This is a genomic window from Acidovorax sp. 22279 (assembly GCF_052045435.1).
Lineage (GTDB): Bacteria > Pseudomonadota > Gammaproteobacteria > Burkholderiales > Burkholderiaceae_C > Acidovorax > Acidovorax delafieldii.
The window spans coordinates 125,846-150,701 of the sequence record NZ_JBQEOV010000009.1 but is presented as its reverse complement, the minus strand read 5'-3'; the positions used below and the strand labels follow the sequence as shown (position 1 = coordinate 150,701).

General features: G+C 64.9%; 22 protein-coding genes. 5 read left to right on the top strand and 17 right to left on the bottom strand.

Translation table 11 applies throughout. The features are described 5' to 3' along the window. Nucleotides 1–41: 41 nt before the first annotated feature. A complete protein-coding gene (locus ACTJKQ_RS13625; protein WP_440597135.1) occupies nucleotides 42–485 on the top strand; it encodes a universal stress protein in 444 nt (147 codons plus the stop codon). Between the two features lie 122 nt (nucleotides 486–607). On the opposite strand, the gene ACTJKQ_RS13620 is transcribed toward ACTJKQ_RS13625, so the two are convergent. The 6 genes from ACTJKQ_RS13620 to ACTJKQ_RS13595 all read right to left on the bottom strand — a co-directional run bounded on the left by ACTJKQ_RS13620 (nucleotide 608) and on the right by ACTJKQ_RS13595 (nucleotide 6,450). Beyond that, nucleotides 608–1,321, bottom strand: a complete 714-nt coding sequence (locus ACTJKQ_RS13620) for an ABC transporter ATP-binding protein (protein ID WP_056064401.1) — start codon at nucleotides 1,319–1,321, stop codon at nucleotides 608–610. Next, the gene (locus ACTJKQ_RS13615) at nucleotides 1,318–2,088 is read right to left on the bottom strand and encodes an ABC transporter ATP-binding protein (RefSeq protein ID WP_440597134.1); all 771 of its coding nucleotides are present in this window, start codon (nucleotides 2,086–2,088) and stop codon (nucleotides 1,318–1,320) included. Before ACTJKQ_RS13615 ends, ACTJKQ_RS13620 begins: the two co-directional genes overlap by 4 nt. Next, nucleotides 2,085–2,966 (bottom strand): branched-chain amino acid ABC transporter permease, encoded by an 882-nt coding sequence (locus ACTJKQ_RS13610; protein ID WP_440597133.1) that lies wholly within the window; start codon nucleotides 2,964–2,966, stop codon nucleotides 2,085–2,087. Before ACTJKQ_RS13610 ends, ACTJKQ_RS13615 begins: the two co-directional genes overlap by 4 nt. Nucleotides 2,967–2,978: 12 nt before the next feature. Further along, the gene (locus ACTJKQ_RS13605; RefSeq protein WP_440597132.1) at nucleotides 2,979–3,854 is read right to left on the bottom strand and encodes a branched-chain amino acid ABC transporter permease; all 876 of its coding nucleotides are present in this window, start codon (nucleotides 3,852–3,854) and stop codon (nucleotides 2,979–2,981) included. A 93-nt stretch (nucleotides 3,855–3,947) separates the two neighbouring features. After that, nucleotides 3,948–5,168 (bottom strand): ABC transporter substrate-binding protein, encoded by a 1,221-nt coding sequence (locus ACTJKQ_RS13600; RefSeq protein ID WP_440597131.1) that lies wholly within the window; start codon nucleotides 5,166–5,168, stop codon nucleotides 3,948–3,950. Between the two features lie 49 nt (nucleotides 5,169–5,217). Next, a complete protein-coding gene (locus ACTJKQ_RS13595; RefSeq protein ID WP_056064414.1) occupies nucleotides 5,218–6,450 on the bottom strand; it encodes a metal-dependent hydrolase family protein in 1,233 nt (410 codons plus the stop codon). A 227-nt stretch (nucleotides 6,451–6,677) separates the two neighbouring features. On the opposite strand from ACTJKQ_RS13595, the gene ACTJKQ_RS13590 reads away from it, so the two are divergent. Next, the gene (locus ACTJKQ_RS13590) at nucleotides 6,678–7,637 is read left to right on the top strand and encodes a LysR substrate-binding domain-containing protein (protein ID WP_440597130.1); all 960 of its coding nucleotides are present in this window, start codon (nucleotides 6,678–6,680) and stop codon (nucleotides 7,635–7,637) included. A gap of 53 nt (nucleotides 7,638–7,690) precedes the next feature. Here the strand turns inward: ACTJKQ_RS13590 and ACTJKQ_RS13585 are convergent, their stop codons facing one another. From ACTJKQ_RS13585 to ACTJKQ_RS13560, 6 genes are all read right to left on the bottom strand, one after another. Beyond that, entirely contained in the window at nucleotides 7,691–9,244 is a 1,554-nt protein-coding gene (locus ACTJKQ_RS13585; protein WP_440597129.1) for a malonate--CoA ligase, read from the bottom strand. A gap of 82 nt (nucleotides 9,245–9,326) precedes the next feature. Beyond that, nucleotides 9,327–10,130 carry an enoyl-CoA hydratase/isomerase family protein gene (locus ACTJKQ_RS13580; RefSeq protein ID WP_440597177.1) on the bottom strand — a complete coding sequence of 268 codons (804 nt, stop codon included), beginning with the start codon at nucleotides 10,128–10,130 and terminating at the stop codon, nucleotides 9,327–9,329. A gap of 226 nt (nucleotides 10,131–10,356) precedes the next feature. Further along, nucleotides 10,357–11,346, bottom strand: a complete 990-nt coding sequence (locus ACTJKQ_RS13575) for a Bug family tripartite tricarboxylate transporter substrate binding protein (protein ID WP_440597128.1) — start codon at nucleotides 11,344–11,346, stop codon at nucleotides 10,357–10,359. Nucleotides 11,347–11,413: 67 nt separating this feature from the next. Next, complete coding sequence (locus tag ACTJKQ_RS13570) at nucleotides 11,414–12,913, bottom strand: malonyl-CoA decarboxylase (RefSeq protein ID WP_260667883.1); 1,500 nt, start codon at nucleotides 12,911–12,913, stop codon at nucleotides 11,414–11,416. Further along, complete coding sequence (locus tag ACTJKQ_RS13565) at nucleotides 12,910–13,578, bottom strand: GntR family transcriptional regulator (protein ID WP_056064427.1); 669 nt, start codon at nucleotides 13,576–13,578, stop codon at nucleotides 12,910–12,912. The genes ACTJKQ_RS13570 and ACTJKQ_RS13565 overlap by 4 nt, the downstream gene beginning before the upstream one ends. A gap of 378 nt (nucleotides 13,579–13,956) precedes the next feature. Beyond that, nucleotides 13,957–14,874: a LysR family transcriptional regulator gene (locus tag ACTJKQ_RS13560; RefSeq protein WP_146871368.1), complete on the bottom strand. Its 918-nt coding sequence runs from the start codon at nucleotides 14,872–14,874 to the stop codon at nucleotides 13,957–13,959. A 119-nt stretch (nucleotides 14,875–14,993) separates the two neighbouring features. Here ACTJKQ_RS13560 and ACTJKQ_RS13555 point away from each other — a divergent pair, with 119 nt between their 5' ends. After that, a complete protein-coding gene (locus ACTJKQ_RS13555) occupies nucleotides 14,994–15,911 on the top strand; it encodes a DMT family transporter (RefSeq protein ID WP_440597127.1) in 918 nt (305 codons plus the stop codon). An 81-nt stretch (nucleotides 15,912–15,992) separates the two neighbouring features. On the opposite strand, the gene lgt is transcribed toward ACTJKQ_RS13555, so the two are convergent. Then, on the bottom strand, nucleotides 15,993–16,820 hold the full coding sequence (gene lgt / locus ACTJKQ_RS13550; protein WP_440597126.1) for a prolipoprotein diacylglyceryl transferase: 828 nt from the start codon (nucleotides 16,818–16,820) through the stop codon (nucleotides 15,993–15,995). Between the two features lie 257 nt (nucleotides 16,821–17,077). Beyond that, entirely contained in the window at nucleotides 17,078–18,937 is a 1,860-nt protein-coding gene (gene ilvD, locus ACTJKQ_RS13545) for a dihydroxy-acid dehydratase (RefSeq protein ID WP_440597125.1), read from the bottom strand. Nucleotides 18,938–19,183: 246 nt separating this feature from the next. On the opposite strand from ilvD (ACTJKQ_RS13545), the gene ilvD (ACTJKQ_RS13540) reads away from it, so the two are divergent. Further along, nucleotides 19,184–20,887, top strand: a complete 1,704-nt coding sequence (gene ilvD / locus ACTJKQ_RS13540; RefSeq protein WP_440597124.1) for a dihydroxy-acid dehydratase — start codon at nucleotides 19,184–19,186, stop codon at nucleotides 20,885–20,887. A 194-nt stretch (nucleotides 20,888–21,081) separates the two neighbouring features. Here the strand turns inward: ilvD (ACTJKQ_RS13540) and ACTJKQ_RS13535 are convergent, their stop codons facing one another. Further along, nucleotides 21,082–21,324 (bottom strand): TIGR04438 family Trp-rich protein, encoded by a 243-nt coding sequence (locus ACTJKQ_RS13535; RefSeq protein WP_056747134.1) that lies wholly within the window; start codon nucleotides 21,322–21,324, stop codon nucleotides 21,082–21,084. Between the two features lie 115 nt (nucleotides 21,325–21,439). Here ACTJKQ_RS13535 and ACTJKQ_RS13530 point away from each other — a divergent pair, with 115 nt between their 5' ends. After that, complete coding sequence (locus ACTJKQ_RS13530) at nucleotides 21,440–21,745, top strand: c-type cytochrome (protein ID WP_056747133.1); 306 nt, start codon at nucleotides 21,440–21,442, stop codon at nucleotides 21,743–21,745. Between the two features lie 164 nt (nucleotides 21,746–21,909). Here ACTJKQ_RS13530 and ACTJKQ_RS13525 read toward each other — a convergent pair whose 3' ends face one another. Next, nucleotides 21,910–22,383 carry a hypothetical protein gene (locus ACTJKQ_RS13525; protein ID WP_056747132.1) on the bottom strand — a complete coding sequence of 158 codons (474 nt, stop codon included), beginning with the start codon at nucleotides 22,381–22,383 and terminating at the stop codon, nucleotides 21,910–21,912. 380 nt (nucleotides 22,384–22,763) lie between these two features. After that, a complete protein-coding gene (acs, locus tag ACTJKQ_RS13520; RefSeq protein ID WP_440597123.1) occupies nucleotides 22,764–24,758 on the bottom strand; it encodes an acetate--CoA ligase in 1,995 nt (664 codons plus the stop codon). Nucleotides 24,759–24,856: the final 98 nt, after the last annotated feature.

Here is a 24,856-nt window from a genome sequence, read left to right as displayed (position 1 = left end):
ATTCATCCTAAGCTTGTTCCATCACTTTGAGGAGCCCTTTTATGTACAAACGCATCCTGATCGCTACAGACGGATCCCCTCTGTCGGACAAAGCGGTGGAACATGGCCTGTCTCTGGCCGCACTGACCGGCGCCACCGTGGTCGCCCTCAAGGTGGTGCCCCGCTACCCCCGCAGCTACTTTGAAGGCGGCATGCCGGTGGACATGAACGACGTCAAACGCATCGAAGCCCAGTGGAGCGATGCCGCACAGGCCATGGTCGATGGCGTGAAAGCCCAGGGCGGCGCACAGGGCGTGACCGTGAAGGCCGTGGTCGCCAAGTCCGACCTGGTGGCCGAGGCCGTGATTGCTGCCGCCAAAAAGCACAAGTGCGACCTGATCGTGATGGCATCGCACGGCCGCAAGGGCCTCAAACGCCTGCTGCTGGGCAGCGAAACGCAGCATGTGCTGACGCATTCGCATATCCCGGTGCTGGTGCTTCGCTAAGCATCAAAACAGCTGCTAGCGCTAGTACAACATGCGCCAGTAGCTATTGAATATATAGCAAAACACCGAGCAGGCGTGCAGCCTCCTCGGTGTTCTTCATTGAGGGCTGGGTGCCCTGTGGCTCAGTGGTTGCCCAGGTAAAGCTGCGCCATGCGCTCATCGGCCAGCAGCCCCTGCGCCGGGCCCTGCAGCACGCAGCGCCCCTGGTCCAGGATGTAGCCCTGCTGGCTGATCTGCAGCGCCTGGCGCGCGCGCTGCTCCACCATCAGCACCGCCACGCCTGCGGCGGGCAGCTTTTGCACCATGTCAAACACCTTGCCCACCAGCGAGGGCGCCAGCGCTGCCGTGGGTTCGTCCAGCACCATGATGCGCGGTGATGGCATGAGGGCCCGCGCAAAGGCGAGCTGCTGGCGCTCGCCGCCCGAGAGGTTGCTGGCGGGCTGAGGCAAACGTTCCACCAGCGCCGGAAAGTCGGCCAGCACCTCGTCCATGCGGCGCTTGATGTTTGCCACGCCGCGCACCACCAACAGGTTCTCGCGCACGGTGAGCGACGGGAACACATTGGCCACCTGCGGCACGTAGGCCAGCCCTGCGTCAAAGCGGTCTTCGGCCGACAAGGCCGTGATGTCGCGCCCACCCAGGTGGATGGTGCCCGCCACCCGTGGCAGCAGGCCCAGCAGCGCCTTCACCAGCGTGGACTTGCCCGCACCATTGGTGCCCGCAATGGTCACGATCTCGCCCGGTGCCACGGCCAGGTCAATGCCGTGGATGATGTCCACCTCGGAATACCCGCCGCGCAATTGCGCGATCTGCAGCAAGTTGTCTGCGCCGCTCATACCACCCCTCCCATATAGGCTTCCTGCACTCTCGGGTCGTCCAGCACCGTGTGCGGGTCGCCCTCGGCCAGGATGGAGCCCCGGTCCATCACGATCATGCGGTTGGACAGCGACTTGAGCGCCTGCAGGTGGTGCTCGATCACGATGAACGCAATGCCCTGCCCGTTCAGCTCGCGCACGCGGTCACAAATCTCTTCGATCAGCACCGGGTTCACCCCGGCAAACGGCTCATCCAGCAAGATGCAGCGCGGGTCCAGCATCAGCACCCGGCCCAACTCCACCAGCTTCTTCTGCCCGCCGGAGAGGCCACCTGCCGTCACATCGCGCACCCGCGCCAGGTTCAAAAACTGCAGGATGCGGTCCGCCTTGGCAGACAGCTGCGCCTCGTGCTCGCGCAGGCTGCGCGTCTGGAAGAAGGCATTCACCAGCCGCTCCCCTTGGGGGTTGGCGGCAGCCGCCATCAGGTTCTCGTGCACCGTGAGGCTCTTGAACTCGCGCGGAATCTGGAACGTGCGCACCAGCCCCAGCCGCGCGCGGCGGTAGGGGGGCATGCGGGTGATGTCATGCCCGTCAAACTCGATCTGCCCTGCATCCGCTGGCTGCTGCCCGGCAATGGCGGCAAACAGTGTGCTCTTGCCCGCACCGTTGGTGCCTGCAATGCCCAGAATCTCGCCCGTGCCCAGTTGCAGCGACACACCGTCCACCGCCTTGAAACCCCCGAATTGCCGCGTGACGGCCTCCACCTTCAGCATCGTTGTTGCGGTCATTGGGTGTTGCCTCCAAACAGGCCGTTGGGCTTGTACAGGGTGACCAGAATCAGCGCCAGGCCCACCGCAGCCAAACGCAGGCTGGCCATGCCAACTTCTGACACGCCCGGCACCCAGTCCTTGGCAAAGCGCGATCCCTCCAGAAACACCATGAGCAGCAGCGAGCCAAACACCGCGCCACGCACCGTGCCCGAGCCGCCCATCACCAGTCCCATCCACACATAGAACGTGATGAGCGGGATGAACTGCTCTGGCGTGATGAAGGTGATGAAGTGCGCATAGAACGCCCCCGCCACGCCAGCCAGCGCCGCCCCCAGCATGAACACCTGCACCTTGAACCAGGCCGGGTCCTTGCCCAGGGCCGACAACGCGGGCTCATCATCGCCAATGGCCTTGAGCAGCCGCCCAAACGGGCTGGCCGCCAGGCGCACCGTGCCCCAGGCCACCACCGCAACCACCGCCAACAGCGTGGCAAAAATCGCCATGTCCGACACACCACTGCCCCAGGACGCAAACAGCTTTGGCAAGCCGGGCAAGCCCTGCACGCCCTTGGTCAGCCAGCTTTCTTGCTGGATGGAGATGCGCACCGCCTCCGAAAAGCCCAGCGTCACGATGGCCAGGTAGTCGTCCCGCAAGCGCAGCGACAGCAGCCCAATGGGCAGCGCCAGCAAGCCCGAGAGCACAGCCGCCGCCACAAAACACAGCACCAGCGGCACGCCTTGCAGCGCCAGCAGGCCGGATGTGTAGGCGCCCACGGCAAAGAACGCCACGACGCCAAAGTTGACCAGCCGGGTCAGGCCGAACTGCAGGTTCAGGCCCAGCGCCAGCAGGCAGTAAATGAGGGCAACGATGCCAATGGCACACAGGTAAGCAATCATGGGTCGAACTCCTTACCGCACCAGTTGCACGCGGCCCATGATGCCCGCCGGGCGCACCAGCAGCACCAGGGCCAACACCACAAACGACAGCACCAGCTTGTACGACGGCCCCATCAGAGGCACCGCCAGCTCTTGCGCCACGCACAGCAGCAGCGCACCCAGCACCGCGCCCACCGGGCTGCCGATGCCGCCCAGCACCATGGCCGCGAAGGCGGGGATCAGGCTCTCCCACCCCATCTCGGGGCTGACCACGGCCTTCATGCCCAGCAGCACGCCACCCAGTGATGACAACGCGCCCACCAACAGCCACAAACTCAGCATCAACCCATTGGCACGGATGCCGCTGGCCCGCGCCAGGTCCGCACTATCGGCCACGGCGCGCAGTTGGCGGCCAAAGCTGGTGCGGTAGATCAGCACAAACACCACCAGCAGGCAAACGGCGGCCACCGCCGCAATGACCAGGTCGGTGGGCAACACGCGAATGCCGCCAAAGTTCCAGGCGCGCACCAGGGGCAGGTCAAACGTGCGCTGGTCATGCCCGGCAAAAAAACCGATCAGGCTGCGCAGCAGAAACCCGAGGCCAATGGCCGCGAGCATGGACGACACCATGGGCCGCCCGGCCAGCTTGCGAAAGATCAGCGTGTACGAGCCCGCCGACACCACGGCCGTGACCACCATGCTGATGAGCGCCGCCGCCCACAGCGGCCAGCCCCCCAACAGCTGCACCGCCACGGCAGCGTAGGCGCCGGTGGTGAGCATGTCGCCCGTGGCTGCGTTGGGAAAGCGGTTGACGCCCATCACCAGGGTCATGGCCAGGGCAGGCAGTGCCACCACCAGGCCTTCGATCAATCCGTTGATCAGCAGGTTTACAAAGTCGATCCAGGTCATTGCGTCATTCCGTCATCCCATGCACATCTGCGCTGTGCGCCGCAAAAAAAATGCCCGGGGCCTGCACCTGGCAGGCGCACCGGGCGCGGTCCATCACATCGTGATGGACACCACGTCGCGCCGCACCAGCTGGCCCTTTTCGATGATGAACACGCCAAAGTCCGGCGTCACATCGCCCGCCTTGTCAAAGTCCAGCTTGCTCGATGCGCCTTCGTAGTTCACCTTGGCCTTTTTGGCCAGTTGCGCCTTGCCTTCGGCAAAGGTGAACACTGCCGTGCCGGGGGCGTTGGAGACATCGCGCAGCTTGGCGTTGACCTGCTCTACCGTGGCCTTGGGGCCAGCGGCCTCCATGGCCAGCGCCAGCGAGATCACCATGTCGTACGCCATGGCGGCGTAGATGTTGGTGGACGCGGCCTTGCCCGTGGCCTTGGTGAAGGCCGCGTCAAACTGGGCGTAGGAGGCGCTCTTTTCGTTGGACACCGTGTCCACCGAAATGATGCCTTCACACACCTCTGCGCCCAAGGCCTTCACCAGGTCGGGGTTGGCCGCCCAGCCGGGGATGATCCACTTCGTTTCCGCACCGGACTGGAACCACTCGCGCAGGATGATGGTGGTGTCGGGCAGGTACGAGCCCATCACGATCACATCCGGCTTGGCGGCCAGAATCTTCTGCAGCTCGCTGCGGTAGCTGGGGCGGCTGGGCTCGTAGGTGACATGGGCCGCCACCTTGCCGCCGCGTTTCTCCCAGGCCTTGGTGAAGCCTTCCACGTTGCCCAGGCCGGATGCGTTGTTGAACGCCATCGTGGCCGGGCGCTTGAAGCCGCGCTTGGTGCAAATCTCGGCAAAGGCCGCGCCAAAGCGGTCGTTGGTGGCCTGAAAGCGCCACACCAGGTCCTTGGTGTCCAGCGTGGAAATGGCGGGCGCACCCGACACGTTCATCTGGATGATGCCTGCCGCGTCGGTCAGCGGCATCACTGCCAGCGTCACGCCCGAGGCCCAGGTGCCCAGCACCGCCTGCACCTTGTTCACTTCGATCAGCTTCTTGGCGGCCAGCACGGCCGCGTCAGGCTTGGTCTGGTCGTCTTCGGTGAAGAGTTCGAGCTTGCGCCCACCCGCGCCGCCCGCGGCATTGACCTCATCCACGGCCAGGCGGATGGCCTGCTGCATGCCTGGGCCGTAGGGGCTGCCTGCACCGGTGATGGGCGTGAGCGAGCCAATGCGGAACACCTCACCTTGCTGGCTGAAACCGATGGAGGGAAGGAACTGCAGAGCCGCAGCGGCGCCGCCGAGCTTGACGAAATTTCTACGTTGCATGGTGATCTCCGGTAGGGGAATGGGATGGGGGTGAGGGGGTGAAAGGGACTCAAAGGGTGTTCTTGACCCACACGCCGTCCTTGGCGATGGCGCGAATGCGCTCGCCCTGGTTCAGCAGGCAGGTGATGTCGGTGAGCGGGTTGCCATCGACCAGCAAGATGTCGGCAATGGCACCGGCCGTGACTTCGCCCAGCTGGCCTTGCTGGCCCAGAATCTCCGCGCCAATCAGCGTGGCCTGCTGCAGCACCGGGCCATTGCCCAGAATCTCCGCGCGCAGGCGCAACTCGTCCGACTGCAGGTAATGCGTCTCGGCCAGCAAGTCGCTGCCCAGGCCCATCTTCACGCCCGCCTTGGCCAGGATCTCGATGGCCTGCTTGCCCTGGCCGCGCACCGAATCGATCTTGGCAATCGACACCGCAGGCAGGCCATAACGCTCGCCCTCGTTGGCCAGGCCCTCGTAGGTGATGAGCGTGGGCACCATGAAAGCGCCCATCTCGGCCATGAACTCTGCCGTCGGCACATCCACCAGATTGCCGTGCTCGATGGTGCGCACGCCGCAGCGCACGGCGCGGGCGATGGCGCGGGGCGTGTAGGCATGGGCCATGACATAGGTGTTGGCATTGGATGCCTCTTCCACAATGGCGTGCAGCTCGGCTTCGGAATAGCCCAGGTTGCCAATCGGGTCGTTGGGCGAGGCCACGCCGCCCGAAGCCATCACCTTGATCTGCGTGGCGCCCTTCAGAATTTCTTCACGCACCGCCAGGCGGCAAGCGTCCACGCCATCGACCACGCGCCCGATGTTGCCCAGCTTGTAGGCGCACGAACACACATCCAGGTCATCGTTGCGCTGGCGGAAATCCGCATGCCCGCCGGTTTGCGACAGCGCCTTGCCCGCAGGGAAGATGCGCGGCCCCTGCACGAGCCCCGTGCGCACCGCCTCGGCCAGCGACCAGTCGGCGCCGCCCGCATCACGCACGGTGGTAAAGCCCCGCTCCAGCATGCCCTTCATGATGGGCAGCGAGCGCATCATGGTGAACACGTTGGGCATCTTGGCCACGGCACCCAGGTTGAACGAAGACGCCACCACATGCACGTGGCAGTCGATCAGGCCGGGCATCAGGGTCATGCCCTTGGCGTCGAGCGTGGTGGTCCCTTCTGGCACCTGCAGGTCGGTGCCTACCGCCGCAATGCGGCCGTCCTGCACCAGAACGGACAGGCCGGTGCGCAGTGTGAGTGCGTGGACATCCAGCACACGGCTGTTTTCAATCAACAAAGAGGTCATGAGATTCGTCAAAGTGGGCGCGATGGCTGCAAAATTACTCATAGCCTGCTTTTTCAGGGGGCCATGAAGACCATCAAGCATCCATCTGGTGCATTGCAGCATCTACAGAGTGTGGCGCTTGACACGTTGCTGTCACAGGACGCATTTATCGGGCCAATTGCCCTTATCCGCAACGCCTAAAATCTCACCATCCCATGAGTCCTACTCATACCCCCTAGATCACATCTATGCGCCGCCTGTGCCCCACCATCTCTGAGCTGAACGCCTTTCATTCCGCCGCCAAGCACCAGGCCTTCACCATGGCCGCGCGCGAGCTGTGCGTGACGCAAAGCGCCATCAGCCGCCACATTGCGGCGCTGGAGGACTACCTGGGCCAGAAGCTGTTCATCCGCAAAGCCACCGGGCTGGAGCTGACCGAGGCGGGGGCCACCTACCTCAACGCCACCCGCCCGGCCATGGCCGCGCTGGAATCCGCCACGGCACAGCTCATGTCTTACGGGGGCGATGGCGGCTCGCTCAACCTGTCGGTGCCGCCCACGTTTGCGGCGCAGTGGCTGTTTCCGCGCCTGGGCCACTTCAAGCGCACGCTGCCGCAGGTGTCGCTGAACTTTGTGCGTTACCAGCACGCGCACGACTTTGCGACGCCGCACGAGTTCGACGCTGCCATCCAGTACGGCTACGGCAACTGGCCCAGCGCCAATGCGCGCTACCTGATTGGCAAGGAAACCAGCATCGTGTGCAGCCCGCAACTGCAGGCCGCCCTGCCCCTGAACACCCCGCAAGACCTGATGCGCGCCACGCTGCTGCAGCACATTGAGGTGCCTTTGGCCTGGCAGGACTGGATGGAAGCCAACGGCTTGGACGCGAGCGCCAGCCGATTCGGGCCGGGCTTCAACCTGTACTCGCTGATCATCCGTGCCGCCGTGTCGGGCTTTGGCGTGGGCATCGTGCCCACCTGCCTGGTGGAAGACGAACTGCAGGCAGGCACTCTCGTAGAGCCCCTGAAAGACCGCTTTGACAGCCCGCTCGGCTACTACCTGTGCGCGCCCACGGCACGCACCAATTTGTCGGTGTACAGGCTGGTGGCGGGGTGGCTGGAACACTGCTGCAACCATGCCGAGGGCTCCGCGGCGCCAGCCGCCACGCCCTGCATTTTCTGCAACCCCCAGGCCTCTGCAGCGGGCTAGGGCCTGTTCACACTATTTTTGCCAGTGCGAAGGCCTCCACTCGCGGGCCTGCCTCAGGCGAACAACCCTTTGTACTGATCCCGCAGCAGGTTCTTTTGCACCTTGCCCATGGTGTTGCGCGGCAGCTCGGATACCACAAAGCACTTCTTGGGGATCTTGAAGTTGGCCAACTGCGACTTGAGCTGGGCCACGATGGCATCGGCGTCCAGGCGGGCACCGGGCTTGGCAATGACCACAGCCACGCCCACTTCGCCAAAATCGGGGTGCGGCACACCCACCAGGGCGCTTTCGGCCACGCCGGGCATGTCGTTGATGTAGCCCTCGATCTCTGCTGGGTAGACGTTGTAGCCGCCGCTGATGATGAGGTCTTTGCTGCGGCCCACGATGTGCACGTAGCCGCGCTCATCGACCTTGCCCACGTCACCGGTCTTGAAGTAGCCATCCTTCGTGAACTCTTCGGCGGTCTTTTCGGGCATGCGCCAGTAGCCCTTGAACACGTTGGGACCCTTGACCTGGATGCCGCCGATCTCGCCCACGGGCAGGTCTTTGCCATCATCGCCCTGCACGCGCAGGCTCACGCCCGGCAGGGGGAAGCCCACGGTGCCGCCACGGCGTTCGTCCTGGCCCTGGTAGCGCTGGTCGGCGCTGTAGGGGTTGCTGGTGAGCATGATGGTTTCGCTCATGCCGTAGCGCTCCAGGATGGTGTGGCCGGTGCGTTGCTGCCATTCCTTGAAGGTTTCGATCAGCAGCGGTGCAGAGCCTGCGATGAACAGGCGCATGTTCTTGACGGCCTCTTTGGTCAGGCCGGGCTCGGCCAGCATGCGCACATACAGCGTGGGCACGCCCATGAACACGGTGGCGCGGGGCATGGCGGCGATGACGGCCTTGGGGTCGAACTTGGCCATCCAGATCATCTTGCTGCCGTTGATGAGCGCGCCATGGATGGCGACGAACAGGCCGTGCACGTGGAAGATGGGCAGCGCGTGGATGAGCACGTCCCCCTTCTTCCAGCCCCAGTAGTCCTTGAGCATGACGGCATTGCTGAGCATGTTGCCGTGTGTGAGCATGGCGCCCTTGCTGCGGCCCGTGGTGCCGCTGGTGTACAGGATGGCGGCCAGGTCGTCGGCGCTGCGGGACACGGCCTGGTGCTCGTCGCCGTGGTGCGCTGCACGCTCTAGCAGGCTGCCGGTACGGTCGTCACCCAGGGTGAAGACATGCTGCGTGCCCAGGGTGAAGGCAATCTTGCTGACCCAGCCAAAATTGCCGGGGCTGCACACCACCACGGCGGGCTCGGCGTTGCCGATGAAGTATTCGATCTCGGCGCTTTGGTAGGCGGTGTTGAGCGGCAAGAACACGTAGCCCGCACGCAGCGTGGCCAGGTACAGCGCCATGGCTTCGACCGACTTTTCGACCTGCACGGCCACGCGGCTGCCTTCGGGCAGCTTGAGCGATGCAAGCAGGTTGGCGATGCGGGCGCTGGCGCGATCCAGGTCGCGCCAGGTGTAGAACAGCGGGGTGCCGTCTGCCGCCGTGGTCTCAACGGCAGTGCTGTCCAGGTCGGACGGGAAAGCGGCGCGCAGGGCGCTGAAGAGGTTGTGTTGGCTCATGGCTCAGACTTCAATGGGCTGGGTGGCTGGGTTGAGAGGTTGGGACTGACTGAATGGGAGAAAGCGAGGGCGGAGGCGCCGGTCAGAACACCGGCGCACGCTTGTCCAGAAAGGCAGAGATCCCTTCGCGGTGCTCGGCGCTGGCGGCGTAGGCATAGGGGTCGGTAGGGCCATTTACTATGTTTTCAATAGCAGACAAGGCATGATTTTGTAGCGCTACAGGCGCTTTCAACGCCCGAAACGTCTGTTTGTTCATGCGGGCGGCCTGGGGCGCCAGTGCGGCAATGCGCTGGGCACTGCCCAGGGCTTCGGTGGCCACCATGTCGTCGGCCACCACGCGGCTCACAAAGCCACGGGCCAGCATGTCGGGGGCGCTGAAGGTGGCGGCCTCCAGCAGCATCTGGCGTGCGGTCACATCACCCACCGCACCAGCCACCAGTTGCGCCTCGCGCGGGGCCATCGGAAAGCCCAGCTTGGCAATCGGTGCGCCAAAACGCGCGCCATTGCCCGCCACCCGGATGTCGCAGCAGCTGGCAATCTCCACGCCGGCGCCCATGCAGGCGCCGCTGATCTGGGCCACGATGGGCACGTCACACTGGAGCATGGCATTGAGCCCGCCCCACACGTCGTTTTCATGAAAGTCGCGCAGCGCGGCCGCGTCAAAACGGAAGCCGGGGTACTCTGAAATGTCTCCGCCCGCACAGAACGCCCCGCCCTCGCCCGCGATGAGCACACAGCGCGCATCGGCAGAGCACTGCACATCTTCAAACACCGCACGCAACTGCCGCCACATGGGCCGCGACATGGCGTTCAGCCGCCCGGTGTGGCGCAGGGTGACATGCACCACCCCGCCCTCACCAGCATTCATCAACACTTCACCCGACATCCTGGTATCCATTTCCTTCACATACCGCCCACGACCTTCTCACCCCGCCATGCCATCGCCAGCGCCACCGTGGAACTGGCTTTGCCAGGCCACGGGTGGCGTTCCCCTCGGGGGATGGCGCAAAGCGCAGCCATAGCACCGGCTATGGCGAGCATTTGCAACAACGACGGTGTGCGCTTTTGCGGAGCGAGCGGGCATGGCGGGTTTGTTTGCACCGTCTTGGGGGTTAGTCAAGCTTTGCGCCAGACGCCTTCACCACCGCCGCCCAGCGCTTGACCTCGCTGCTCACAAATGCACCAAACTGCTGCTGCGTCATGCCGCCGTAGTCCGCACCGTTGCTGGCCCACACGGCCTTGAGCTCTTCGGCCGTGCCCAGGCGCTTGATCTCGTCCACGATGCGGGCTTGCACATCGGCCGGTGTGCCTTTGGGCGCCCACAGACCGTACCAGGTGGTCACGGTGTAGTCGGGCAGGCCCACTTCGGAGGCGCAGGGCACGTCGGGGAAGGCTGGATTGCGCTTGGGGCCCGACACCATCAGCGCCTTGATGCGGCCACTCTTGATGTGGTTGGCGGAGGACCCCAGGCCGTCGAACATCATGTCCACGTTGCCGCCGATCAGGTCTTGCAACGCCGGGCCCGCGCCCCGGTAGGGAATGTGGGTGATGAAGGTGCCGGTCTGCTGCTTGAACAGCTCGCCCGCCAGATGGTGCGAGGTGCCTGCCCCGGCCGAACCGTAGTTGAGCTTGGCAGGGTTGCGCTTGATGTAGTCCAGAAACTGCTTGAAGTTGGTGGACGGCGTCTTGGGATTGACCACCAACACCTGGGGCACGTTGGCCAGCAGCGCCAGGGGAATGAAGTCTTTCTCGATGTCGTAGTCGAGCTTGGGGTACATCGCAGGGGCAATCGCGTGGTGCACGGCGCCCATGAACAGCGTGTAGCCATCGGGCGCCGCCTTGGACGCAATGCTGGCACCCAGCGTGCCCCCGGCGCCACCCCGGTTGTCGATCACCAGCGTCTTGCCCGTGCTTTTGGAAAACTGCGCAGCCAGCGGCCGGGCAAACGCATCGGTGCCGCCACCGGCAGGGAACGGCACCACCACCGTCACAGGCTTGCTGGGCCAGGTGCTTTGGGCCCAGCTGTTGCTGCTGGCCAGGCCCAGGCCTGCAGCCGCCGCGCCGAGCAATACACCCCGGCGTTGGATTCGCGAATCAGTCATTCCTTGTCTCCTGTCGTTGTAAAAATACGCGGTCACTGGTCCGCCCGGCATCTTGCCGGCCGCCCCGTCAGTCGCGGCAAAGGCTGTCGATGTCCCCCGACACTGGCACTTTGCCCTGCGCAAGCAAGCTGCGATGCTTGTCGATGCGCTTCAAGTCGTACAGGTAGTTCACCATGAGCCCGTACGATTGTTTCTGCCCCTTGCTGGACGGGTCACCCGCCCAGTTCAGGCGCTCTACCCGCGCGCCGTTGCCCAGGTGGAAGCGGGCCACGGGATCTGCCGGTTTGCCCTCTTGCAGCTCGCGGCCCAGATAGTACGCGGCGCATTCCAGCAGCATCTGGCGCACGGGGGATTTGGCGTCCAGCTCCAGCGCCTTGTCCACCGCCCCGAGCAAATGCGTGGCCTGCGGCGGCTCGAAGCCCACCGCGCGGCCCAGCTCGCTGCGGCGCTTGTCGTCCAGGCGGTCCAGCATCGCCCCTGCATGTTTGCCCAGCCAAGCGCGGAAACCCGGAATGGGCGACAGCGTGGCGAAGGTGCGCAGGCGCGGGAACTCGGCCGTGAGCGTTTCCACCACATGCTTGATGAGCGAGTCGCCAAAGCTCACGCCGCGCAGCCCCGTTTGCGTGTTGCTGATGGAATAGAAGATGGCCGTGGTGGCCCGTGTGATGTCCACGGGCGCAGCGGCCTCGTCCAGCAGCGGCGTGATGCTGGCCGAGATCTTGTCCACCAGCGCCACCTCCACAAAGATCAGCGGCTCGTTGGGCAGGCGCGGGTGGAAGAAGCCATAGCAGCGGCGGTCGCTGTCCAGGCGGTTCTTCAAGTCGGCCCAGCTGCGGATGTCGTGCACGGCCTCGTACTTGATGAGCTTTTCGAGCAGCGAGGCGGGCGAGTCCCACGACAGCCGGCGCAGCTCGAGGAAGGCCACGTCGAACCAGGTCGAAAACAAATGCTCCAGCTCGGCATCGAGGGGCAACAGGCGCTTGTCGGCCTTGAGCAACGGCAGGATTTCTGCGCGCATGTCCACCAGAAAACGCATGCCTTCGGGGAACGCCGAAAACCGCTGCAGCAGCCGCGTGCGGGGCGATACCAGCGCACGGCGCAGGCTGATCTCGGCCTGCCCTTCTTCGGCCGTGCCCGCCGCCGCTTCGTAACGCTGGCGGGCCGACTTGAAGCGCGTGGCATCCGGTGCGAACTGCTCGCACATCAGCAGCCACATGTCGCGCCTTTCCTCGGGCTCGGCCTTCGCATACCAGTCGGCCACGGCCTGGGCGCGGCGGCCGCCCTCGATCTCGCTCACCTGGGGCGCCACCACCTCCTGCAGGTCGGCCAGCAGACGGCGCAATGCGCGGGGCGACAACGCCTCCTGGCCGCGCCGCAGGGTGGCCTGCAGACGCTCGTTGGTAGAACGCGGCACCGCGACCTTGGCGACCACATCGGTCACGGTTTTGTCGAGTGAGGCCTTGGCAGACTTGTCGGCGGTCTTGTCCCCCGCCTTGTCGGCGGCAGGCGCGGCAGTGCGCAGGCGTGACACGCTGCGGGCGATCCATTCGGGAGTGCTGTTGATCATGGGGTCAACCTCGATTGCTGGTTGCGGGCTACATCGCGCAGCGCATCGCGCTGGCGCAACAGATGGGTGCGCATGGCCTCCTCGGCCGCGTCGCAGTCGCGCGCCTTGAGCGCGGCAAACACGGCCAGATGCTCTGCCAGGCTTTGCTGCATGCGCCCGGGGGCATGCAGCGTCTTGTGGCGTGCCAGCCGCAGGATCTTGCGCAGGTCGCCAATCACCTGGGCCAGCCAGCGGTTGTCCGCCAGCGTGATGAAGGCCTCGTGGATGGCGTAGTTGGCTTCGTAGTAGTCGGTCATTCGCCCGTCGGCCGCGCACTGTTGCAGGCGCTCGTGCAGCAGCTCCAGCGCGGCAATGTCGGCCGCCACGGCCTTGCGCGTGGCCTCGTGTGCGGCACGCCCCTCCAGCAATGCGATGACGGGAAAGATGTTGTCCAGATCGCTCTCGGTGACCTCGGCCACAAAACAACCCCGGCGCGGCTCATGGCGCAGCAGCCCCTCGGCCACCAGCACCTTGAGCGCTTCGCGCAGCGGGGTGCGCGAGATCTCCAGCCGCTCGCACAAGGCAGCCTCGTCCAGAAAGCTGCCGGGCGGCAAGGCGCCCGCAAAAATCTGCTCCCGCAGCCGGGAGGCGACTTCGTCGTGCAGTGAATTCGGGACAGGACGCATGTAAAACAAGGCTCCAGGGCACCAACCCGCGAGGCATCGGCTGTCAGCGGCAGAAGCACGGCGCAGGCCGATTGCCTGCAACACACCACTAACAGCTGACAACAGAGGCGATTGCCTCGCCATGTGTGTAATTTCTCATAATTACGCAAAATGACAAGGTGTAAACCCTGATTTGCAGACTTTGGTTACACAAAAGACGGCGACTGCGGTGGTTGCGCAACGCGGCGTGCCACATAGCAGCAAGGGTGGCGAACTTTGCTGCTGGACCCAAGGCACCGTCGTCGGGCGATCAGAGCCCTGGGCCAGATGAGCGGCCGAGGGCGCAACACCCGCTGCGCCCACCGCACGGTCGCCCTGCCCTCGCGCCCCTCAACCGCTTCACTCCACGCCCGCAAAACCTTCCACTAGGTGGTCGATCCACACCCGCAGCTTGGCGGGCAGAAACCGGTGGGACGGGTACAGCACCCAGGCCGTGCCCGCGTACGAGGTCTTGTGCTCCCAGTCGGGCAGCACGGTCACCAGGTCACCCCGCGCCAACGCAGCGCGCGCGGTAAAGCCCGGCAGGCTGGCAATGCCCAGGTGGCTCAGCGCGGCCTCCAGTCGCACCTCGCTGTGGTTGGCCACATAGCGCCCGCGCACGGCCACCGTGGCGGATTCGCCTGCGCGCTCGAAACGCCAGTGCCGGTCGCGCTCGTCCTCGCCCAGGGTGATGCAGGCGTGGTGCTCCAGGTCGCGCGGGTGCTGGGGGTGGCCCCGCTCAGCCAGGTAATGCGGGCTGGCGCAGGCCAGGTGGCGCAGGGTCGCCAGCGGCCGCCCGGCCAGGCCCGGGGGTGGCGTGTCGGTCACGCGCAGGGCCAGGTCGATGGGCTCTTCGAACAGGTCCACCGTGCGGTCGGTGATGAGCAGCTGCACATCGACCTCGGGGTATTTCTGCAAAAACGGCAGCACCAGGGGGTGAACGAGTTGGCGCCCCACCGCCTTGGCCATGCTCATGCGCACCATCCCCGATGGCGCGGCAGAGTGGGTGTCGCTCAGCGCCCACACCTCGCGCGCGGCAGACACCATGTCCTGGCAGCGGCTGTAGACCGCCGTGCCCGCATCGGTCAGCCGCAGCTTGCGGGTGGTGCGCTCCAGTAGGCGCACGCGCAGCGCCCCTTCCAGCCGAGCCACCTGGCGGCTGACCGCCGACGGGGTGATGCCCAGCTGCCGCGCGGCGGCCGAGAAGCTGCCCGCATCCACCACACGCGCAAACACCGCCATGTCGGGGAGGCTGTCCAGGGGTTGATTGATGCGCATGGGGAACAAGTGCAGTTCTTTGGAAGCGATTATCAATGCATGGACGCAAATTGATAATTCCCCCAGCCCATCGCCACCACGCGCGGCGCCCCACAGCCTCCCCCCCCAATCTGCGTCCCATGTCACACACCCTGCCCCTGTCCGCCCCTTCCCCGCTGGCCCCGCGCCTTTCTGACCTGGCCTTGCTGCTGGTCGCCGTGGTGTGGGGCACCAGCTATGGCGTGGCCAAGGGGGCCCTGGTGTTCTACCCGGTGCTGGGTTTTTTGGCCGTGCGCTTCCTCCTGACCTTTGTGGTGCTGCTCCCGGCCCTGCTGCGCGCCACTGCGCCCGAGCGGCGCGATGCGTTAGTGGCCGGCCTGCCGCTGGGTGGGCTGATGCTGGGCATCTTTCTGTGCGAAACCTTTGGCCTCGCGCTCACGCAGGCCAGCAATGCGGCGTTTTTGATCAGCCTGTGCGTGGTGTTCACACCGTTTGCCGAGTGGTGGCTGCTGCGCCAGCGGCCCGAGCGTGTGATGTTTGGTTTTGCCGCCGTCTCCCTGTTCGGCGCAGCCCTGCTCAGCGGGGGTTACACCGGCCAGTGGGGTTGGGGCGACGCGCTGATGCTGGCGGCCGCCGTGCTGCGCGCCATCACCGTGTGCCAGACCAAGCGGCTCACCCGCCGCCGCAACGCACCCGTGCTGGCCCTCACGGCGGTGCAGTCGGGCGTGATCGGGGTGGGCTGCCTGTTGCTGGCGCTGGCTTTGCCGGGCAAACTGCCCCCGCTGCCGTCCCTCACACAGGCCAGCGCCTTCTGGTGGGCCTGCATTTACCTGGTGGCAGGCTGCACCGTGTTTGCGTTTGTGGCCCAGAACTGGGCACTGCGCCACAGCTCGCCCACGCGGGTGGGCTTGCTGACCAGTAGCGAGCCCGCCTTCGGCGCGCTGTTTGCGGTGTTCTGGCTGGGCGAGCAGCTCAGCGTCACGGGCTGGGTGGGCGGTGCGCTCATCGTGGGGGCCGCCCTGTGGACGATGGCGCGGCGGAGTGATGCGCAGCGTTGATCACTTGCTTGCCCCTCACTCGCTCCGAGCACTACCATTTTGATAGCTGCTTGGGCATATAGTACCGGCGCTATCACCCTTTTATCTCGAAACCAACGCCCCCACCGGCTGCCGCTGCGCCCAGAGCCCCATCGCTGCGCCACCCACGATCATGGGCACACACAGCCACTGTCCCATGCTCATGCCCAGCGACAGGATGCCCAGGAAGGCGTCGGGCTCGCGGAAGTATTCGGCAATGAAGCGGAACACACCGTAGCCGAACAGGAAAGCGGCAGCCACCTGGCCAGGGCGACGCTCCTTGCGCGCATACAGCCACAGCAGGATGAACAGCAGCAATCCTTCCATCAGAAACTGGTAGACCTGCGACGGATGGCGCGGCTGCATGGAGCCGCTGTGCGCAAACACCATGCCCCAGGGCAGGTCGGGGCTGGCAAAGCGGCCCCACAGTTCGCCGTTGATGAAGTTGCCTACACGCCCTGCCGCCAACCCCGTGGGCACGCAGGGCGCCACAAAGTCGGCCACCTGCAGCCAGGGGCGCTGACGCGAATGGGCAAACCACAGCATCGAAACCACCACACCCAGCAGCCCGCCATGGAAGGCCATGCCGCCCTGCCACACGGCAAAAATTTCCAGCGGGTGGCTCAGGTAGTAGCCCGGCTTGTAGAACAGGCAGTAGCCCAGCCGCCCGCCAATGACCACGCCAGCCACCCCCAGGAAGAGGATGTCTTCCACATCCTTGCGCGTCCACGCACCAGGCCCCGTGATGGAGGCAAAGGGCGGATGCTGCAGGCGCCGGATGCCCAGCAACATGAACAGGCCAAAGGCCGCAAGATAGGTCAGGCCATACCAGTGCACAGCCAGTGGGCCGATCTGCAGGGCGACGGGGTCGATGTGGGGATAGGTCAACATGGTGGCGGGTATTGTGCCCGCGCTGGCGATGACCCCGCACGCAGGGTCGCCTGCCCCGGGCAGGACCACCGGGTGGCCGCTGCCGCGCCAGAACGATCAGTTGGACCCACACAACCCTTTTTTGAATAAAAAGCCGAGGAAGCGCTAGTCCGTCATGCACCGACAGCTATCAAAAGTGGAGCAAAAACAAAAAAGCCGCGCCCTCCAGGCGCGGCTTCGGTGCGGCGGCAGGGCTGTTGGCCCTGCAAGGCTGCCCCTCAGTCGTCCAGCAGCGACAAATCGCGCACGGCGCCCTTGTCGGCAGACATCACCAGCTTGGCATAAGCCTTGAGCGCGGCCGACACCTTGCGCGGGCGTGGCTGGGCGGGCTTCCAGCCCTTGGCGTTCTGTACTTCGCGACGCTTGGCCAGTTCTTCATCGCTCACCAGCACATTGATCGTGCGGTTGGGGATGTCAATGCGGATGCGGTCGCCGTTCTGCACCAGTCCGATGGCACCGCCCGCAGCGGCTTCCGGCGAGCAGTGGCCAATCGACAGGCCCGAAGTGCCACCCGAGAAGCGCCCATCCGTCAGCAGCGCGCAGGCCTTGCCCAGGCCCTTGGACTTGATGTAGCTGGTGGGGTAGAGCATTTCCTGCATGCCGGGGCCGCCCTTGGGGCCCTCATAGCGCACGATGACCACGTCACCGGCTTTGACCTTGTCGGCCAGGATGTTGGCCACGGCCTCGTCCTGCGACTCGGTGACATGGGCCGTGCCCTCGAACACCAGAATGCTTTCGTCCACACCGGCCGACTTCACCACGCAGCCGTCCACCGCGATGTTGCCGGTCAGCACGGCCAGGCCGCCCTCTTTGCTGAAAGCGTGGTCGTACGAGCGGATGCAGCCCTCGGCGCGGTCCAGGTCCAGGCTGGGCCAGCGGGTGTTCTGGCTGAACGCCACCTGCGTGGGGATACCGGCGGGGCCAGCCATGTAGAAGGTACGCACGGCCTCGTCTTGTGTGCGCACGATATCCCACTGGTCCAGCGCGTCCTTCAGCGTGGGGGTGTGGACGGTGGGCACCTCGGTGTGCAGCTTGCCCGCACGGTCCAGCTCGCCCAGGATGGCCATGATGCCGCCAGCACGGTGCACGTCTTCGATGTGGTACTTGTTGGTATTGGGCGCCACCTTGCACAGCTGCGGCACCACGCGCGAGAGGCGGTCGATGTCGGCCATGGTGAAAGGAATCTCGGCCTCTTTGGCAATCGCCAGCAGGTGCAGGATGGTGTTGGTGGAGCCGCCCATGGCGATGTCCAGCGTCATGGCGTTTTCAAACGCCTTGAAGCCTACCGAGCGGGGCAGCACGCTTTCGTCATCCTGCTCGTAATACTGTTTGGCGATCTCGACGATGCGGCGACCGGCGCGTTTGAAGAGCTGCTCGCGGTCGGCATGGGTGGCCACCACGGTGCCGTTACCGGGCAGCGACAGGCCCAGCGCCTCGGTCAGGCAGTTCATGGAGTTGGCGGTGAACATGCCCGAGCACGAACCGCAGGTGGGGCAGGCCGAGCGCTCGACCTCGGCCACATCGGCGTCGGAGTAGTTGGTGTCGGCGGCAATCACCATCGCGTCCACCAGGTCGAGCTTCTTGAACTCCATGACCTTGGTGACCGGGTTGGCCAGGCGGGTCTTGCCAGCTTCCATCGGGCCACCCGAAACGAAGATCACCGGGATGTTCAGGCGCATGGCGGCCATCAGCATGCCGGGGGTGATCTTGTCGCAGTTGGAGATGCAGACCATGGCATCGGCGCAGTGCGCGTTGACCATGTACTCGACCGAGTCGGCAATGATGTCGCGGCTGGGCAGCGAATACAGCATGCCGTCGTGGCCCATGGCAATGCCGTCGTCCACGGCAATGGTGTTGAACTCCTTGGCCACACCGCCAGCGGCTTCGATCTCGCGGGCCACCAACTGGCCCAGGTCCTTCAGGTGCACGTGGCCGGGCACGAACTGGGTGAACGAATTGACCACCGCGATGATCGGCTTGCTGAAGTCATCGTCTTTCATGCCGGTGGCGCGCCACAGGGAACGCGCGCCTGCCATGTTGCGACCGGCGGTGGAGGTTTTGGAACGGTAGATGGGCATCGTGCTGGCTTCTGAAAAATCGCTGGAAGGGAAGCGGGCCGGACTCATAAAGGCCCCTCGCGCGCCCGTGCAACCAACCTCTTGAGCCGTGCCGGGGGCAAACCTGTCAATTATCGCCCAGCCCCACAGGCCCGCCCGGGACGGTGGCGTTGGGGATTGCGGGGGCAGCCCCCACGCGCTGTGACGGCACTGGCAGAATGACCCATTCCGCTCCAGCCCCCAACCCCGAGACCAGGACGCCCCACGATGACCGACTCCAGCAAGCCCTCCGCACCCATCAACCGCCGCAGCGCCAACATCACCCAGGGCAAGTCGCGCGCACCCAACCGCTCCATGTACTACGCCATGGGCTACGAGGAAGGCGACTTCGTCAAACCCATGGTGGGCGTGGCCAACGGCCACAGCACCATCACGCCCTGCAACAGCGGCCTGCAGAAGCTGGCAGACGCGGCCATCGCGGGCATCGAAGAAGCGGGTGGCAACGCCCAGGTGTTCGGCACGCCCACCATCAGCGACGGCATGGCCATGGGCACCGAGGGCATGAAATACAGCCTGGTGAGCCGCGAAGTCATCAGCGACTGCATCGAAACCTGCGTGGGCGGCCAGTGGATGGATGGCGTGCTGGTGGTGGGCGGCTGCGACAAGAACATGCCCGGCGGCCTGATGGGCATGCTGCGCGCCAACGTGCCCGCCATCTATGTCTATGGCGGCACCATCCTGCCCGGCCACTACCAGGGCAAGGACCTGAACATCGTGAGCGTGTTCGAGGCCGTGGGCGAGAACGCAGCGGGCAAGCTGAGCGACTTTGACCTGAAAGAAATCGAGAAACGCGCCATCCCGGGCACGGGCTCGTGCGGCGGCATGTACACCGCCAACACCATGAGCAGCGCGTTCGAGGCCCTGGGCATCAGCCTGCCCTATTCGTCCACCATGGCCAACCCGCACGACGAGAAGATGAACTCGGCCAAGGAGTCGGCCAAGGTGCTGATCGAGGCCATCAAGAAGGACATCAAGCCGCGCGACATCGTGACCCGTAAATCCATCGAGAACGCCGTGGCTGTGATCATGGCCACGGGCGGCTCGACCAATGCCGTGCTGCACTTCCTGGCGATTGCCCATGCGGCAGGCGTGGAGTGGAGCATTGACGACTTCGAGCGCGTGCGCGTGAAGACGCCTGTGTTGTGCGACCTCAAGCCCAGCGGCAAGTACCTGGCGGTGGACCTGCACCGCGCAGGGGGCATCCCTCAGGTCATGAAGATCTTGCTCAATGCGGGCCTGCTGCATGGCGACTGCCTCACCATCGAAGGCAAGACGATTGCCGAGGTGCTGAAGGACGTGCCGGACGAGCCGCGCGCCGACCAGGACGTGATCCGCCCCATCAGCAACCCCATGTACGCGCAGGGTCACCTGGCCATCCTCAAGGGCAACCTGAGTCCCGAAGGCGCGGTGGCGAAGATAACGGGCTTGAAGAACCCCGTCATCACCGGCCCGGCCCGCGTATTCGACGACGAACAATCGGCACTCGAAGCCATCCTGGCGGGCAAGATCAAGGCCGGTGACGTGATGGTGCTGCGCTATCTGGGCCCGAAGGGCGGCCCTGGCATGCCAGAAATGCTGGCACCCACCGGTGCGCTGATCGGCGCAGGCCTGGGCGAGAGCGTGGGCCTGATCACCGACGGCCGCTTCTCCGGCGGCACGTGGGGTATGGTAGTGGGCCACGTGGCACCCGAGGCCGCAGCGGGCGGCACGATTGCTTTCGTCAACGAAGGCGACAGCATCACCATCGACGCGCGCCAGCTGCTGCTGCAGCTCAATGTGCCGGACGAAGAAATCACTAAGCGCCGCGCCGCCTGGACGGCACCTGCACCGCGCTACACCCGGGGCGTGCAAGCCAAGTTTGCGTTCAACGCGTCCAGCGCGAGCAAAGGAGCCGTGCTGGACGCCTATTGATCGCGCTGAGGCTGTGCACCGGCCGGTGGCGAGAAGACGGTTGAGGCTCCGGCGGACGTCTTTATCCTGGTGGTCGGTTCACAACAAAAAGCCCGCAGTACGCCATGTACTGCGGGCTTTTTGTTGAATAGACGACGAGAACAAGTCATCGCGCAAACCACCATGAGCCCCTTGCAGCGGGGCCAGGGCCAGTGTCAGCGCGGCTTGCGTGGGCGAATGCCCAAGGCTTCCTTGTGCTTGTTGATGCGGTCCTTTTTGCGCTGGTCCATCTTCTCCATGGCCTTGCGCTTGGTGTAGCCGGTGGAATCAGCCCAGGCCCACCACAGCGCTGTGGCGGCGAAGGGCGCCAGCACCCACCACCACGACCACGTGGCCACAGGGCCGATCTCGAAATATTTCAGTGCCAGCATGAGAAGGGACAGACCCAGCAGATACATCGCTCTCTCCAAAGAATGCCGCGAAAAGCGGGATTGACCAGGGACAACTGCGTGTCAACCCAAGTCACTACAATCGCATTAAAAGCACTGTAACTCAACCACAGGAATTCCCACCATGAAGCGTTCCCTGATCACACTCGCCTTGACGCTGTCGGTTGCGGCACCCGCGATGGCCGACTTGGCCTTGGCCACCTCCAAGAACTGCATGGCTTGCCACGCAGTGGACAAGAAACTGGTGGGGCCTGCCTACAAGGACGTGGCAGCGAAATACGCTGGCCAGAAGGACGCCGTGGACAAGCTGGCTGCCAAGATCGTCAAGGGTGGCTCTGGCGTGTGGGGTCCAGTACCCATGCCCGCCAATGCGCAAGTGAGTGACGCCGAAGCGAAGAAGCTGGCTGCCTGGGTGCTGACGCAAAAGTAATTTGCCGCCCTTGTGGTGGCCGCGGGTTCTACCGTCCCGGCCCCAACAAAAAGCCGCGCACGATCAGTGACGCGGCTTTTTTAATGCCTGCGGACGACGCCCGCGCCCCTCTGAGTGCGCAGACAGTACCTGCGCCTTCCAGGACATCACCCACAGGATAGGCCCTACACGATGGGGGTCACCAGCGAATTGCGGGAGCGCAGCTGCTGCTCCAACTGGCCCACATAGGCCGCCGTGGTGTTGTCAGACTCCTCGGCGCGCGCGGCGAGGCGGGCCTCCAGGTGGTCCAGCCGCGCCAAAACCGCCGCATGGGCCTGACTGTGCTGGATTTCAAGGAATGTACGCAGCTCTGTGAAGCGGGACGCCTCGGCCTTGTCAGCCAGCTCGCGCTGTGCCTGCATCTCTTTGGTGTGGCGGCGGGTTTCGAGCAGTACGGAGCCCTGCAGCGACAACACGTAGGCCACGAAGAAGATGCCCAACAAGGCGGTAAGCGCCAGCATGAGCAACCCGAGCGGCGCTTCAAATGACACCACCCCCAGCGATACCAGGGAAGGGGCGGCCAGCGCAGGCCAGTTCAATGCTGCCAGTGCGGCAATCACCAGCACCGTCAACAGCAAAACGATGGAACGCAAGTGCATGGGAAATCTCCGGTCAGCAGCGCTTGGCCAGGGTGGCCGGTCACGCCATGCTGCCGTTGTAACGCATACACGGGCAATTGCTGCCGGCGCAGGACTGATTGGAGATCACGTCCTACAAAGCGCGCTGCAGGCCCACCGGGTGAGCAGGCCCGATGCTTCGATCACGTACCGGGGTGATCAAATGGTTTTGTAGCCACACAAGCGCTGCGCGCTGGTGGGGCTGCACGGCGCCTCCTGGATCAATCAGCCTTGCAGCTTCGATCAAGGGGCGGCGGGTGAGATACCAAGGTTTTGTGGCCACATCACATCGCTGCGCGATATGAGTGTCCCCGAATCGGGCAAGCGCTGCGCGTTGGCGCCGTTGCACGGCGCCTTCTGGATCAGTTGGTCTGGGCCAACTGATCCAGAATTGCCGGATTCTCCAGCGTGCTGGTGTCCTGGGTGATGGCCTCGCCCTTGGCAATGCTGCGCAGCAGGCGGCGCATGATCTTGCCGCTGCGGGTCTTGGGCAGGTTGTCGCCAAAGCGGATGTCCTTCGGCTTGGCAATGGGGCCAATCTCCTTGGCCACCCAGTTGCGCAGTTCGTTGGCGATCTGCTTGGCTTCCTCGCCGGTGGGGCGCGAGCGCTTGAGCACCACAAACGCACAGATGGCCTCACCGGTCACGTCGTCAGGGCGGCCCACCACAGCGGCTTCGGCCACGAGGTCGGTCTTGGCGACCAGGGCGGATTCGATCTCCATCGTGCCCATGCGGTGACCGGACACGTTCAGCACGTCGTCGATGCGGCCGGTGATGCGGAAGTAGCCCCGGTCGGCACTGCGCACCGCGCCGTCGCCTGCCAGGTAGTAGCCCTTGAGTTCTTCGGGGAAGTAGCTCTTCTTGAAACGCTCGGGATCGTTCCAGATGGTGCGGATCATGCTGGGCCAGGGGCGCTTGATGACCAGGATGCCACCGGCGCCATTAGGCACGTCGTTGCCCACCTCGTCCACGATGGCGGCCGTGATGCCGGGCAGGGGCAGCGTGCAGCTGCCGGGCACCAGCGGTGTGGCGCCGGGCAGCGGGGTGATGACATGGCCGCCGGTTTCGGTCTGCCAGAAGGTGTCCACGATGGGGCAGCGCTCGCCGCCCACGTTCTTGTGGTACCACATCCAGGCTTCGGGGTTGATGGGCTCGCCCACGCTGCCCAGGATGCGCAGGCTCGACAGGTCGGAGCGCGCGGGGTGTACCGCCTCGTCGGCTTCGGCCGCCTTGATGAGCGAGCGGATGGCGGTGGGGGCGGTGTAGAAGATGGTGCACTTGTGGCGCTCGATCATCTGCCAGAAGCGGCCCGCGTTCGGGAAGGTGGGGATGCCTTCAAAGATGATCTGCGTGGCGCCTGCAGCCAGTGGGCCGTAGGCGACGTAGGTGTGGCCCGTGATCCAGCCAATGTCGGCCGTGCACCAGAACACGTCGTCGGCGCGCAGGTCGAACGTCCAGTCCATCGTCATCTTGGCCCACAGCAGGTAGCCGCCGGTGCTGTGCTGCACGCCCTTGGGCTTGCCGGTGGAGCCGCTGGTGTACAGGATGAACAGCGGGTGCTCGGCACCCACGGCCACCGGAGCGCATTCGGTGCTTTGACCTGACAGTGCTTCGGCAAAGGTCTTGTCGCGCCCCGCCACCATGTTGCAGGCCGTGGCCGTGCGCTGGTAGACGAACACGTTGCGGATGGTGTCGCAACCACCCATGGCCAGGGCTTCATCAATGATGGCCTTGAGCGGCAGCTCCTTGCCGCCGCGCATCTGGTAGTTAGCGGTGATCACGGCCACGGCACCGGCATCGATGATGCGCTCGTGCACGGCCTTGGCGCTAAAGCCGCCAAACACCACGCTGTGCGTGGCGCCAATGCGGGCGCAGGCCTGCATGGCGATCACGCCCTCAATGGTCATGGGCATGTAGATCAGCACGCGGTCGCCCTTGGCCACGCCATGGGCCTTGAGCGCGTTGGCAAACTGGCTCACGCGGGCCAGCAATTCCTTGTAGGTGATCTTGGTGACCGCGCCATCGTCGGCTTCAAAGATGATGGCCGTCTTGTTCTCGGTGGCGGTGCCGATGTGGCGGTCCAGGCAGTTGGCCGAGGCATTGAGTTCGCCATCGGCAAACCACTGGAAGAACGGCGCGTTGGACTCGTCCAGCGTGCGGGTGAAAGGCTTGGTCCACTGCAGGTTGCCGCGTGCCTGGCGCGCCCAGAAGCCCTCGAAGTCCTTTTCGGCCTCGGCACACAGTGCGTCATACCCAGCCATGCCGGACACGCGCGCGGCTTTGACGATGGCGTCCGAGGGCGGGAACACGCGGTTCTCAACCAGCACGGACTCGATGGCGGATGTGGGCGCAGTCATGGTGTTGTCTCCTGGATCTAATGGGAATTGGAATTGGCCGGTACTGTCGGGCGCGGCACTTACAGGCCACTGACTGGCGCGAAGCTTACAGAGTACGC

Coding starts and splice junctions, on each gene's coding strand:
- ACTJKQ_RS13585 (WP_440597129.1), bottom strand. CDS start 9,244: ATGAGCCAACACAACCTCTTCAGCGCCCTGCGCGCCGCTTTCCCGTCC.
- ACTJKQ_RS13525 (WP_056747132.1), bottom strand. CDS start 22,383: ATGCACTTGCGTTCCATCGTTTTGCTGTTGACGGTGCTGGTGATTGCC.
- lgt (WP_440597126.1), bottom strand. CDS start 16,820: ATGTTGACCTATCCCCACATCGACCCCGTCGCCCTGCAGATCGGCCCA.
- ACTJKQ_RS13600 (WP_440597131.1), bottom strand. CDS start 5,168: ATGCAACGTAGAAATTTCGTCAAGCTCGGCGGCGCCGCTGCGGCTCTG.
- ACTJKQ_RS13590 (WP_440597130.1), top strand. CDS start 6,678: ATGCGCCGCCTGTGCCCCACCATCTCTGAGCTGAACGCCTTTCATTCC.
- ACTJKQ_RS13560 (WP_146871368.1), bottom strand. CDS start 14,874: ATGCGCATCAATCAACCCCTGGACAGCCTCCCCGACATGGCGGTGTTT.
- ACTJKQ_RS13605 (WP_440597132.1), bottom strand. CDS start 3,854: ATGACCTGGATCGACTTTGTAAACCTGCTGATCAACGGATTGATCGAA.
- ACTJKQ_RS13575 (WP_440597128.1), bottom strand. CDS start 11,346: ATGACTGATTCGCGAATCCAACGCCGGGGTGTATTGCTCGGCGCGGCG.
- ACTJKQ_RS13565 (WP_056064427.1), bottom strand. CDS start 13,578: ATGCGTCCTGTCCCGAATTCACTGCACGACGAAGTCGCCTCCCGGCTG.
- ACTJKQ_RS13555 (WP_440597127.1), top strand. CDS start 14,994: ATGTCACACACCCTGCCCCTGTCCGCCCCTTCCCCGCTGGCCCCGCGC.
- ACTJKQ_RS13570 (WP_260667883.1), bottom strand. CDS start 12,913: ATGATCAACAGCACTCCCGAATGGATCGCCCGCAGCGTGTCACGCCTG.
- ACTJKQ_RS13620 (WP_056064401.1), bottom strand. CDS start 1,321: ATGAGCGGCGCAGACAACTTGCTGCAGATCGCGCAATTGCGCGGCGGG.
- ACTJKQ_RS13615 (WP_440597134.1), bottom strand. CDS start 2,088: ATGACCGCAACAACGATGCTGAAGGTGGAGGCCGTCACGCGGCAATTC.
- ACTJKQ_RS13625 (WP_440597135.1), top strand. CDS start 42: ATGTACAAACGCATCCTGATCGCTACAGACGGATCCCCTCTGTCGGAC.
- ACTJKQ_RS13610 (WP_440597133.1), bottom strand. CDS start 2,966: ATGATTGCTTACCTGTGTGCCATTGGCATCGTTGCCCTCATTTACTGC.
- acs (WP_440597123.1), bottom strand. CDS start 24,758: ATGACTGCGCCCACATCCGCCATCGAGTCCGTGCTGGTTGAGAACCGC.
- ACTJKQ_RS13530 (WP_056747133.1), top strand. CDS start 21,440: ATGAAGCGTTCCCTGATCACACTCGCCTTGACGCTGTCGGTTGCGGCA.
- ACTJKQ_RS13580 (WP_440597177.1), bottom strand. CDS start 10,130: ATGTCGGGTGAAGTGTTGATGAATGCTGGTGAGGGCGGGGTGGTGCAT.
- ilvD (WP_440597124.1), top strand. CDS start 19,184: ATGACCGACTCCAGCAAGCCCTCCGCACCCATCAACCGCCGCAGCGCC.
- ACTJKQ_RS13595 (WP_056064414.1), bottom strand. CDS start 6,450: ATGACCTCTTTGTTGATTGAAAACAGCCGTGTGCTGGATGTCCACGCA.
- ACTJKQ_RS13535 (WP_056747134.1), bottom strand. CDS start 21,324: ATGTATCTGCTGGGTCTGTCCCTTCTCATGCTGGCACTGAAATATTTC.
- ilvD (WP_440597125.1), bottom strand. CDS start 18,937: ATGCCCATCTACCGTTCCAAAACCTCCACCGCCGGTCGCAACATGGCA.